The following is a 12278-nucleotide window of genomic DNA, read 5'->3' on the forward strand; positions in this document are numbered from 1 at the left end:
GCAATATGGAAGGGAGGGGGATTATTTTAAAAAGTAGGTTCGGCCTTTTGTAGTTCCTTTGTGTGGAAGATTTAAAGTTAGAAGCACTTTAGAGGAGATGCTTGTAGAGAGGATGCAGACAAATTCTCTAAACTGCTTGTTGGTTATCGTGTTACCGAGTCCAAGCAAAGGATAGTCCCTGATGGCTTTCGAAACAGGCTCTTCATCTCTATGGCCACAAGCTGGACATTCCCATTTTTGAAAATGCTTTTTCATAGGAGCATAACTGCACTTATCGCAAATAATCCCTTTAATAAAATCAGATGGTGTGAGGCCGTAAGACTCCATCAAATTAAACGAAGTGTCATCCTTATGTCTTTTTAGAAGTGTTTTTACCAGTTTATTGGTTTCTTTAGATGAAAAGAAAGAGTTCTTTTGTGTGTTGTCGATAGCTTGGATTCTGGTGGGAAGGCTAGTGTGAAAGACAATTTTGTTAAGTAGAGTAGGGGATTTTCTAAATAAGGTGGCGTTTTTGTGCGAGATGACCACTTGTGTCTGGATTTTAATCGGAGGCAATTTAAGTTCCTTTATTAAGGAGGCTAGCTGAATTTTTTGTCTTGCAAGCTGCGCCAGCGGGTCACCAAGCCTTTCATACCCGTCATCATTGTGCCGAATGAGACTCCCGGTATCCTCATCGAACTCTAGTTTTCCTGAGGTGTACTTGGAATCTAGGATGAGGCAGTGAGTTGGAGTAATCAGGAGGGAGTCCATTTGAAAGTGGCGACCCTTTGTGTCCGGGATTCTTAATCCGTGCAATACTTGATAGTTTTCATGGGGAAGGAAGGAGGAAAAGTAGTCCATAGCCTTTTCACCTTTGTAACCATAGTGCAATCGGGAGAATTCTTTTTCCATTTGAGGGTATTTTGGATGGTTTTTGGGGACTCTTCTCATGGCGGCTTCATGTGCGAGTAACTTGAAGGGCTTTTCTCGTTCTTTTTTGATCATGATTGTCTCCTTTTCTTCGGTGGATTTCCCTGTTTAATTCGTTTTTGGGAGGTGGATTCCCTGCCTGATATGGAAATTTTTTCATTTTTGTTTTCGGGTTGGCAGTGGTGGAGTGTTAATTTGTCCAACTTTTAATTTATTGAGCGGCTTTTCAGATAATTAGTCCGCCTTTGAGATAATTAAGCCACTTTTCCATTTATTTGTCCATTTGGGGCAAGATAAAGGCCATTCGACACCGCGCGACACGTTTCGCGCCGCTTCAGTCACCATCCCCCACGACATCCCCCTAAAAATTCCCCACCATTAGTCGTAACCCCCACCCACCAAGAATAAAATACATACAAGCGCATAAGAGAGGGGGACATCCAACATGTTTTCCGTTACCGCCATGCAAACATTTCGTTTGTTTTCTGTGCAGCATATCGTAGCGTTTCTCGTGTTTCTCAGTATCTGCTTTGTGTTGGTTTATTTCTGGAGGAACCTCAAGCCCCATCAGTCAAAAATCAAGTGGACATTATGTATCATCTTAGTAGCCTGCGAAATCTCCCATCAGGTCTGGGTGGTGACCACCAATCAATGGGGAGTGGAGGACCTGCCCATTCAACTCTGCTCCATTAGCACCTTTATGGCCATTTACCTTTTCATTAAACCCAACGAAAAACTCTTCCACTTACTCTACTTTATTGGACTTGTTCCGCCTATCTTAAGCATGGTCACCCCTGAAATGGTCTACCAATTTCCACACTATCGTTTCCTGAAATACTTTCTGCATCATTCCGCGATCCCTTGGGCGGTGCTCTATTTTATTTTTTATGAAGGGTACCGAGTCCCGAAGAAGGCAATCATCAGAAGCTTTATCGCTGTAAACATTATTGCGGCGCCCATCTTCTTCATCAATATGTTCCTAGGCACAAACTTCTTCTATTTAGCTAACCCAACGGAATCAAAAACCATCTTGTCCTTTTTTGGATCAGGTGTCTGGTATTACATTAACTTGGAGCTGGCAGCTTTGCTGGTTTTCGTGCTCACCTATATTCCGATGGCAAGGTTAATGCGGAGGGAGCGGCCCGTCGTACCTAGGTAACAGAAAATTCGAAGCCAATTCATTGAAAAAGCTACCAAAATACGCTACTTTCAAAGTAGATAGAAATTCACGATTGGAGAGAGCGACCATGATGGTAGCATTAGGAGTACTAAGTATCCTTATTTTAATTGGCGGACTGTTTGTAACGATCCAGGTGGCGGGAACCGGGGACAAAAAGTACCGGGAGGAATCAAAGGGGAATGTGAGACGGCTCAGCTACATCTATGTAGCCTTATTTGTTGTTATTATAGTTGGATTTTTCGTTTATCTAAGGTGGTTTGTTTAAAAGTAGGTAATGATCCTCCCGTTTTGTAGGAACGGGGGGATTTTTTTGTGCTCGAGCATTACTTCCGAGGCCGGATTAGCCGAGTGGTGAAATTAATTTGTCCAACTTTTAATTAATTGAGCCGCTTTTCAAATAATTAATCCGCTTTCGAGATAATTAAGCCACTTTTCCATTTATTTGTCCATTTGAGGCAAGATAAAGGCCATTCGACACCAAGCGACACGTTTCGCCGACAGACACTCACCCCGCGAAATCCCCCGGCCAACCACCCCAAAACACAAAATCCCCCCGTTCCAACCAGAACAGGGGGCCACACACATAACAATCTATAACTTAAACGAACTCTTCAACGACACAATCTCATTAAACACAAGCTTATCAGCTGTCGTATACTTCGGATCGACATTAAAGTACCCGTGGCGGAAGAACTGGAACTTCTCCTGCGGCGCCACACCCTTCATGTTTTCCTCGACAAAGCCGTTCAGCACCTGCATTGAATTCGGATTCACCTGGTCAAGGAAGGACTTTTCGACAGCTTCCACAGACTCTTCTTCCGTGCCGGCAACATTTGCCACCTCAGGCGCTACCTCAGACTCAGGCTCCTCATCCAAAAGCAACGGTTCAAACAAACGGAACTCAGCAGGAACCGCCTGCGATGCTTCCACCCAGTGCAACGTACCCTTCACCTTACGTCCGGTAAACCCTGTGCCACTCTTCGTCTCAGGATCATACGTACAGTGAATTTCCACGACATTGCCGTTCTCGTCCTTTACAAAGTCTTCACACTTAATGAAGTACGCGTGCTTCAAGCGAACCTCGTTACCAGGGAAGAGGCGGAAATATTTCTTCGGTGGGTCCTCCATGAAATCCTCTTGCTCGATGTAAATCTCGCGGGAGAAAGGAATTTGTCTTGTACCCATTTCCGGATTTTCCGGATTGATCTCGGCATCCAGCATTTCCACTTGTCCTTCTGGGTAGTTAGTGATAACCACCTTCAGCGGACGAACCACACCCATCGTACGAGGGGATTTCAATTTAAGATCCTCGCGCACAAAGTGGTCGAGCATTTGTGAGTCCACAAAGCCAGAGCCCTTGGAAACACCAGTTTCGCGAACGAACGCGCGGATGGCTTCTGGCGTGTAGCCTTTACGGCGCAGCCCAGAAATTGTCGGCATGCGTGGGTCATCCCAGCCGTCGACAATGCCTTCTTCCACAAGCTTACGGAGCTTACGCTTACTCATCACTGCATTCGTGATATTCAAGCGGCCAAACTCAATTTGCTGAGGCGTTCCAGCCATTTCCGTTTCCGCGACTACCCAGTTATAAAGCGGGCGTTGGTCTTCAAATTCGACCGTACAAATGGAGTGGGTGACATCCTCAATCGCATCTTCAAGCGGATGAGCGAATGCATACATCGGGTAGATGCACCATTTGTCGCCTGTGTTATGGTGAGTGGCGTGCGAAATACGGTAAATAACCGGGTCACGCAGGTTGATGTTTGGTGACTTCATATCAATTTTTGCACGAAGCACCTTTTCACCGTTTCCAAACTCGCCTTTACGCATGCGCTCAAACAGGTCGAGGTTTTCTTCCACGGAACGCTCACGGTATGGGCTGTCTTTTCCAGGCTCCTTCAAGGTTCCGCGGTAAGCACGAATCTCATCAGCAGACAGGTCATCCACATACGCCTTGCCTTTTTTAATCAAAAGAACGGCACGGTTGTACATCTCTTCAAAATAATCAGAGGCAAAGAAAAGGCCATCCCAGTCATAGCCAAGCCATTTGACGTCCTCTTTAATTGAATTTACGTACTCGACGTCTTCTTTTAGTGGGTTCGTGTCATCAAAGCGCAAGTTTGTTTTGCCGTTGAACTCATCGGCGAGGTCAAAGTTGATGACGATTGATTTTGCATGTCCAATATGTAAGTATCCATTCGGCTCTGGAGGGAAGCGGGTAATCACGTGATTTCGCTTGCCTGACTCCAAATCTTCCTTAATAATGTTGCGGATAAAATTAGAGTTAGCGGGGTTATGTTCCAAAGTATTCAACCTTCCTTATTAAAATGTTGTGAACTTCTCCACACTTATGATAGACAATATTGTAACACAACAGAAGACGAGCGCAAATCCTTCTATCACGCGAAAAAATAAACTTCTCCTTCATTTTTCTCTACTGGATTTTTGTTATACTATAGAAAGTAGAGTTTTCCATTTTCTGAAAAGGAGCGGGTCGCATGCAAGCGCAAAAAACCATTATTGAAAAACTTAACCTGGACAAATACAGCAATCGATTAATTTTAAATATGCCACAAGATTTAAAGGACTTTCAGGAGCTCAAACACGATACTTCCGTGCTAAAGGACAAGTATGACCTCATCATCCTTTTTATTTTTAGCATGGAGGATTTCGATAAGAACATTAGCACCATTAATGAAAAAATTGAGAAAAACGGCTACTTGTACGTGGCCTATCCTAAAAAGAACAATCCTACCTACAAAGAATACATCGAACGCGACAGCTTATACGAAAGTCTTCAATTAGATGAAGAAAAATATCTGCCAAACAGCATCCTCAAGTTTTCTCGGATGGTCAGTCTGAATGACACCTTCACCGTGGTAGGGATGAAGGCTGTACCACCGAAAAAGAAGGCGACGACCGCAAAGAAAAGCCAATGTGTGGATGACTATATCGTGCACATTGACGATATTCGCAGCTTTTTGAAAAATAATGAAGAGGTGCTGGCGAAATATGATGCGCTCACCTACGGCTATCAAAAGGACTGGGCACGCTATGTGTATAGTGCTAAGCGTGAGGAAACGCAGGAAAAACGCCTGCTTGAAATGGTAACCATACTAGGAGAAGGCTACAAATCGATGGATTTATATAGAAGAGAGAAGAAATAACAAAAAGCCGTTGAGTGTTATATGCTCAACGGCCTTCTTGTTTAGCTCTATACTCCAGAAAAGCTGGCGCATTCCGCTTTTGTTCTTAATGCGGCAAATTCCCCTGCTGCTCTGGCACCGTTACATAGCTTTGCAGCATCGTATTCATATCCTGCATGGAAAGCTGTGGCACCTGGTAGTAGGCATGTTTGTTTTGATACAGGAAAATCTCGTAGCTCATTTCAATGAAGTTCGGAACGCTATCGGCAATCACACGTCGAAGTACAGGGTTTGTCATTTCTAGCGCTGTCATCGAAAATAGAGAAGCGAGCCCCTTCGTCTGTCCTAGCATATAAGCCGATAGCCCATTGTCTGCAAGGTCGCTCACCGATTGATTTGGCTTTTTCGGCTGTGTAGGCTTAATGCCATACACGACATCATGCGTCTGATTCATGTTGTACACATGTGTGGACTCAGATGGCTTTTGCCCCGTGCTGAAGCTCTCGACAATGGTGTTGTACATTTGCGTTACAAAGGCATATTGGCGGTGTAGAATGTCTTTTAAAACAGGATCTTGGATATGTTGGTCATACATTTGGTATTGATCGAGCATGTTAATGACAGTTGCAATGACTTCGTGAGCATCATACAGCTCATGGCCGCCATGATTGGTGCTTGCTTGTGTGCCGGTTGGTGGCATTTGATTCATATTTTGTCCTTGTGAGTTCATTTGATTTTGCATCGTAGCATCTCTCCTTAAAAAATTTCACATTCCCTTTTATATTGAACAAATTTGTCCTAATCATGTATGAAAAGACAAGCTGGAAAATATACTTCAAATGAATAAAGGAGTTTCTACTTTTAGAGGGAATTAATCTGTGGGGGGATAAGCGATGATAGAAACTCTGAAAACCAGTTTGCTACTCGTTGCAGTACTTGGACAGGTTGTGGGTGTAGTCTTACTTCTTATTAATTTTTGGTTAGGTGTATTGTTTTACATATTGTATGCTTTAGCAGTTATTGGGCTTTTCATTGTGCTCATAATCGAGCGACAAAAGGAAAAAGAGGAGGATGACAAAAATGATTATCGTGACTACTGAAACGGTTCCGGGTAAGGGAATTGTGGAATTAAAGGGCTTTGTAAAGGGAAGCACCGTGCAATCCAAGCATATTGGAAAAGATATTTTGGCAGGCTTAAAAACCATCGTTGGGGGAGAGATTAAGGAGTACTCCGAAATGATGCAGGATGCTCGTCAAAAAGCCATTGGTCGCATGGTGGAGGACGCAAAAGCACAAGGCGCGAATGCGATTGTCTGTATGAGGCTTGAAACCTCAAGTGTCATGACCAACGCCTCCGAAATCATTGCTTATGGTACGGCAGTGAGGGTGGAATAACTGGTGGTGACCCCTGCTGTATGGCGGGGGCACGACCACTATTTTGTGACAGCCTGGCAATTTTAGATGGAGAATGTTTATGCTAACAGTTCAATTTTAGGTCGAAACCGGTCTCTGCGCTCCAATTAACCACCTATATTTTGTAAAAAAATAACAAATTAAAGCGTTTTACAGCAAGTTCATGCCGAAATGAGTGGAGTTGATGCGGAAATGCCCTGAGTTGATGCTAAAAACTACTAAGTTCGTGCCAAAAACCCCCGAGTTGATGCCAAACCCCAATTTTCCCCCATTCTCCTCAAAAAAAACTTCAAAAACCCCCTTTACCTTCACGCTGCGTCAAGGTGTATAGTGAAATTGTCAGGAGGTGATTCAAGGTGGAATATACGATACAAAAATTAGCAAAATTGGCTGGGGTGACTAGCAGGACGCTGCGATACTATGATGAGATTGGCATTCTTAAGCCGGCGAGAATGAACTCTTCAGGGTACAGGATTTATTCGCAAAAAGAGGTAGACCTGCTGCAGCAGATCCTCTTTTACCGCGAGCTGGACCTGGATCTGGAGGCGATCGGAAAAATCATTCATGCGCCAGCCTTTGACGAAGTAACAGCACTCCAAGAACATCGTGACAAGCTTCTGACAAAAAAGAAGCGGCTAGAGGGACTAATAAAAAGTGTCGACATGACTTTGGCTGCAAAGGAAGGGAGTATTACCATGAGCGATCAAGAAAAATTCGAAGCCTTTAAACAAAACCTCATAGATGATAATGAACAAAAGTATGGAGCGGAAATCCGCACAAAATACGGCGAGGAAACCATCGATAAGTCGAATGCCAAGCTAAAAGGCATGTCAAAGGAAAAATACGAGCAAGGCGAAAAGCTTGGACAAGAGGTGTTACAAGTCCTACATGAAGCTTTTCAAACGGGAGATCCCACTTCGCCACTTGCACAAAAAGCAGCTGAATTGCACCGACAATGGTTAAGCTTCTATTGGGACAGCTATTCAAAAGAGGCTCACGCTGGGCTTGCACAGATGTATGTCGATGACGAAAGGTTCACGGCTTACTATGACAAGCAACAACCAGGAACGGCAGCATTTTTAAGAGATGCGGTCTTCCTTTACACTGGCACGAAAAAGAAATAACGTCCAGCTTTTGACCTAAGCGGCTGGACATTCTATCCTATTATTCTCGTAAAAAATTGACAATTGCAGAAAACTATATTAGAATTTTGGTGATAGTTTATGAGTTTAGACTATCGCCCTTTTTTTTTGGGCCTATATATACTCCAAAGGGGAGTAGCTGACAGTTATGTCGTCAATCCGTGATGCTATCGTATCACCGGCTTAACTGGCAACATTTTTTTGAAAAATGTTGTTTGCGAGACCTTTGCCAATCAGGTGAAGGTAGAATAATTACACAAACAAAACCCTTTACCAGCTAGGTGGTAGGGTTTTTTTCGTATAGTGACAGGAGGAGTTCGCACCTAAGTACGAGGAAAAAACTATAGGAATAAACAATAAAGTGAAATTTTCGGAGGTGAATCCCTCGGGTGAGGGAACCAATTGGATATTGACAGTATATTGATCATGAATTTACTTTTATTAGCTTTGTTAATTGGTTTAACAGCTTTTTTTGTAGGATCAGAGTTTGCAGTCGTTAAGTTAAGGATGTCTCGTGTGGATCAACTAATTGCAGAAGGAAACAAAACAGCGCTAATCGCTAAAAAGCTAGTGACAGATCTGGACTATTATTTATCTGCCTGTCAGCTTGGTATTACTGTTACAGCGCTTGGTCTTGGTTGGTTAGGAAAACCGACAGTAGAAAGACTATTGTACCCACTCTTTGAGAGCTTAGGGGTATCGCAAACGGTAACAACCCTAGTTTCTTTTGCAGTAGCATTCTCCTTAGTAACGTTTTTACACGTGGTGGTAGGAGAGCTTGCACCAAAAACACTGGCGATTCAATATGCGGAGAAAATGACGTTTTTGTTCGCAAGACCATTGTATTGGTTTGGTAAGCTTATGTACCCGCTAATCTGGTTGCTAAACGGTTCTGCTCGTGTCTTACTTCGCATGTTTGGGGTACAGCCAGCATCTCATGAACAAGCACACTCAGAAGAAGAGCTTAAAATCATCATGGCGCAAAGTTTTGAAAGTGGAGAAATTAATCAAACAGAATTATCCTATATGGAAAACATTTTCACTTTTGACGAGCGAGTGGCGAGGGATATTATGATTCCGCGTGTACAGATCGTCACTTTGTCCAATAGTATGTCCCGTGAAGAAATTATCGCAACCCTTGACGAGCACCAATACACTCGTTACCCGGTTACAGAGGATGGGGACAAGGATAATATACTTGGATTTGTGAACGTAAAAGAAATGCTGACGAACATGGCAGCAGGCAGATCAGGAGAGTTGAAAGACTTCCTTCACGAGCTGCCACTTATCCATGAAGTCACATCGTTGCAGAATGCCTTACTCAAAATGCAAGAAGAGCAGGTGCATATCGCGCTTGTTATTGATGAGTACGGTGGAACAGCTGGAATACTCACGATGGAAGATATTCTAGAAGAAATCGTTGGAGAAATTCGTGACGAGTTTGACGCTGACGAAGTTCCTGACATCCAAGAAATAAAAACCGATCTTTATCATATAAATGGCCTTGTGCTGCTTACAGATATTGAGCAAGAGTTTGGTGTCACATTTGATGAAAAAGACGATATTGATACCATCGGTGGTTGGATGCAGGTGATGCTCCAAGATATCGAGGAAGATGAAGCAGAGCAAGTGGAACATGGTGATAACGTCTGGACCGTACTGGATATGGAAAATCACCAAGTGAAGCAGGTTTGCCTGCAACTTAATGCCTTATCAAATCAACATCAATCATCATAAAAAAGGGTGCACCTCCGTTAATCAGGAGGTGCACCTTTTAATTTGCCTTCTTTCGTACCTTCACTTTTTTAATTACGTTGTCCTCCATTTTTTCAATATCAAAGTGTAAATGGTGGAACTCCAGTGATTCGCCTTCTTCCGGGATATGGCCAAGCTCCTTAAAAAGAAAGCCAGCAATCGTGTCCTCTTCTTCTGGAACTCTTGTCCGGAAAACCTCATTAAAACGTCGAATGGCTATTTTACCGTGGCAAATGATGTGACTATCTGTGAGCTCTTCAATGAGAATTTCGCCAGACTCATCGGTTTCATCTTCAATTTCCTGTCCGATCATCGCTTCAATAATATCCTCGTGCGTGATAATCCCTGTCGTCCCGCCGTATTCATCAATGACAATGGCAAGATGCTTCTTTTCTTTTAGCATCATTTTAAAGACTTTTTCAATCGAGGTTGCTTCCGCTACAAACAGCGGGGTCGTGTCCATGAAATCCTTTATTTCTAACTCCGGACGCAAGGACCAATGAAGAAGAAGCTTGGCATGAAACACACCAATAATATTATCCATGTTCTCTTTATAAACAGGATACCTTGTATAGCTGCTCTCCATCACATAGTCCCTAGCTTCCTCAAAGGTCACCTCACAAGAAAGCCCATGAATATCAATCCTCGGCGTCTTAAGGGCATCACGAACATCTTTAGTGTAAAAATCAATCGCACCAATGATGTGCTGAGACTCCTCTTCATAAAAGGTTCCCTCGTTGCGTCCGATATCGACCATCGTTTTTAGCTCTTCCTTAGAAAGCGTTGCCTCTTGCACCATGCCTTTAGAAAGAATTCTAATGACCATATTGGTAAAAAGTGATAAAAGGAAGATGACCGGTTTGAAAATAATCAGTAAAAACCTAATAACAGGTGCAACAATAAAAGCCACATTATTTGCAAAGGTAGCAGCAACCGATTTTGGCAGCACCTCAGCAAAGATAATAATTACACCAGTAAGAACAGCAGTCGCAACACCCACACTAATTTCGTACTTGATGGCAATTAACGTGACTAAGGTGGGAAGCATAATGTTAGAAATATTATTTCCGATAAGAATGGCTGTAATAAATTTATCTGGCTTTTCAATGAGCTTTAATAGTTTTTGAGCAGCGATGTCCCCATTTTCTGCACGAATTTGAATCTTCATCCTATTCACAGCTGTCAACGCCGTTTCACTACCAGACAAGAAAAAAGACATAAACAAAAAGAACAATATTGCAATGAACAATGTATGTATTCCTCCTAATTTTAGGGTAAGCATATTTTTCCCTTTATTCGACGTACCATGCACAACCCAAATATTAACGATTGACCTATGAAAGAATCTCGAATATGCTTTACTTGGGAAAATATAAAATTATACCATTACTAACATCATAATATAAATTAAATCAAAGAAAAAGAAAAAGCATAGGACGGAGAATAGAAGTGGAAAAAGACTATAAACCTCAATTGGATACCACGTTACTTTTTATTATGGGGATTATGGTGATGGCAAGCTTGCTCGCACTCAAAAGTGTAGAACCAACCTTGCCACCAGTATTACAAAATATTAATTTTGTAGAAAAACAATTAGTATGGTTTGTCATCGGTGCAATAGGAATAGGCATCTCCCTGCTTATTCACTTTGATTACCTTCAAAACCTTGCCTGGATCACTTACGGCATCGGAGTAGTGCTCCTTTTGGGGCTGGAATTTAACGTTCCATCTTCCCTCGTCAGTACAATAAAAGGTGCTACAAGCTGGTACGAACTACCCGGACTTGGAAACATGCAACCCTCTGAGCTCATGAAGATTTCCATCATCCTCGTCATCAGTAAAGTGATTACCGACCATCGTGCAAAACATGAAGAATCCAATCTTCGCGAAAGCTACCTATTACTAGGTAAAATACTTGGTGTGTCTGCGTTGCCACTTCTGTTGGTCGCCAAACAACCAGACATGGGAACCACCCTTGTTTATTGTGCAATTATTGCAGCACTAATTTTAGTTTCAGGGATACGATGGAGCATCATCCTGTCCATTTTAGGCGCCGTGATTGTTTTCATTGCCACCTTCATTTATATTTTTATCGCCCATCCAACTTTTTTCCATACGTATCTGATTCCAGAATACCAGCTGGACAGATTTTACGGATGGTTAAACCCATACGAATATCAGGACGTACAAGGGTTCCAGCTCGTGCGTTCCTTACTTGCCATCGGCTCAGGGGAATACACCGGCTCTGGCTACGGGGAAATGAACGTCTACTTGCCTGAAGCGCACACCGACTTTATATTTGCCGCCATCGCCAGTCAGTTTGGCTTCATTGGTGCCACCGTCGTCATTTCCCTATTTTTCTTCTTGATCTATAAAATAACGATGATTGCCCTCCAGTGTCACGATACGTTTGGTTCCTACCTATGCGCAGGCATCATCGGCATGCTCACCTTCCAAGTGTTCCAAAACATAGGGATGACCATTGGACTTTTACCGATTACCGGTATTCCACTGCCGTTTTTTAGCTATGGTGGAAGCTCGCTGTTAACCTACATGATCGCAATTGGGATTGTGATTAATGTTCAAATGCGCACTCGGAAGTATTTTTTTGAATGAAATGAAGACAAAAGCTCCCTCAGCCAGATTGGTTGGGGGAGCATTTTTTTAAAAAGGCAAACTAAAACTGTAACAATTTAACAACTCAATCGACTATTAACTACAGACTTATTGAAA

The 12278-nt window shown here is 42.8% G+C and carries 12 protein-coding genes; 8 read left to right on the forward strand and 4 right to left on the reverse strand.

Annotation, left to right across the window (positions count from 1 at the left end):
* Positions 1 to 21 precede the first annotated feature (21 nt).
* Positions 22 to 984: a nuclease-related domain-containing protein gene (locus tag FIU87_RS01220; protein ID WP_152442909.1), complete on the reverse strand. Its 963-nt coding sequence runs from the start codon at positions 982 to 984 to the stop codon at positions 22 to 24.
* Between the two features lie 370 nt (positions 985 to 1354).
* Between FIU87_RS01220 and FIU87_RS01225 the strand changes: the two genes are divergently transcribed.
* The gene (locus FIU87_RS01225; protein WP_152442910.1) at positions 1355 to 2068 is read left to right on the forward strand and encodes a YwaF family protein; all 714 of its coding nucleotides are present in this window, start codon (positions 1355 to 1357) and stop codon (positions 2066 to 2068) included.
* Positions 2069 to 2156: 88 nt separating this feature from the next.
* Positions 2157 to 2354 carry a hypothetical protein gene (locus FIU87_RS01230; protein ID WP_152442911.1) on the forward strand — a complete coding sequence of 66 codons (198 nt, stop codon included), beginning with the start codon at positions 2157 to 2159 and terminating at the stop codon, positions 2352 to 2354.
* A 326-nt stretch (positions 2355 to 2680) separates the two neighbouring features.
* Here the strand turns inward: FIU87_RS01230 and FIU87_RS01235 are convergent, their stop codons facing one another.
* On the reverse strand, positions 2681 to 4393 hold the full coding sequence (locus tag FIU87_RS01235; RefSeq protein WP_152446366.1) for a glutamine--tRNA ligase/YqeY domain fusion protein: 1713 nt from the start codon (positions 4391 to 4393) through the stop codon (positions 2681 to 2683).
* A gap of 194 nt (positions 4394 to 4587) precedes the next feature.
* Here FIU87_RS01235 and FIU87_RS01240 point away from each other — a divergent pair, with 194 nt between their 5' ends.
* Positions 4588 to 5256: a YdeI/OmpD-associated family protein gene (locus FIU87_RS01240; protein WP_152442912.1), complete on the forward strand. Its 669-nt coding sequence runs from the start codon at positions 4588 to 4590 to the stop codon at positions 5254 to 5256.
* 85 nt (positions 5257 to 5341) lie between these two features.
* Here FIU87_RS01240 and FIU87_RS01245 read toward each other — a convergent pair whose 3' ends face one another.
* Positions 5342 to 5977 (reverse strand): spore coat protein, encoded by a 636-nt coding sequence (locus FIU87_RS01245; protein ID WP_152442913.1) that lies wholly within the window; start codon positions 5975 to 5977, stop codon positions 5342 to 5344.
* Positions 5978 to 6128: 151 nt separating this feature from the next.
* On the opposite strand from FIU87_RS01245, the gene FIU87_RS01250 reads away from it, so the two are divergent.
* The 4 genes from FIU87_RS01250 to FIU87_RS01265 all read left to right on the forward strand — a co-directional run bounded on the left by FIU87_RS01250 (position 6129) and on the right by FIU87_RS01265 (position 9527).
* Entirely contained in the window at positions 6129 to 6335 is a 207-nt protein-coding gene (locus FIU87_RS01250) for a hypothetical protein (protein WP_152442914.1), read from the forward strand.
* Positions 6316 to 6630, forward strand: a complete 315-nt coding sequence (locus FIU87_RS01255; protein ID WP_152442915.1) for a YbjQ family protein — start codon at positions 6316 to 6318, stop codon at positions 6628 to 6630. Before FIU87_RS01250 ends, FIU87_RS01255 begins: the two co-directional genes overlap by 20 nt.
* Before the next feature lie 374 nt (positions 6631 to 7004).
* Complete coding sequence (locus FIU87_RS01260) at positions 7005 to 7772, forward strand: MerR family transcriptional regulator (RefSeq protein WP_152442916.1); 768 nt, start codon at positions 7005 to 7007, stop codon at positions 7770 to 7772.
* Between the two features lie 426 nt (positions 7773 to 8198).
* Positions 8199 to 9527 (forward strand): hemolysin family protein, encoded by a 1329-nt coding sequence (locus FIU87_RS01265; protein WP_152446367.1) that lies wholly within the window; start codon positions 8199 to 8201, stop codon positions 9525 to 9527.
* A gap of 37 nt (positions 9528 to 9564) precedes the next feature.
* Here the strand turns inward: FIU87_RS01265 and FIU87_RS01270 are convergent, their stop codons facing one another.
* Complete coding sequence (locus FIU87_RS01270) at positions 9565 to 10794, reverse strand: hemolysin family protein (RefSeq protein ID WP_152442917.1); 1230 nt, start codon at positions 10792 to 10794, stop codon at positions 9565 to 9567.
* Between the two features lie 194 nt (positions 10795 to 10988).
* Between FIU87_RS01270 and FIU87_RS01275 the strand changes: the two genes are divergently transcribed.
* Positions 10989 to 12161, forward strand: a complete 1173-nt coding sequence (locus tag FIU87_RS01275; RefSeq protein ID WP_152442918.1) for an FtsW/RodA/SpoVE family cell cycle protein — start codon at positions 10989 to 10991, stop codon at positions 12159 to 12161.
* Positions 12162 to 12278 lie beyond the last annotated feature (117 nt).

The sequence above is a fragment of the Bacillus sp. THAF10 genome (assembly GCF_009363695.1).
Classification (GTDB): Bacteria; Bacillota; Bacilli; order Bacillales; family Bacillaceae_I; genus Sutcliffiella_A.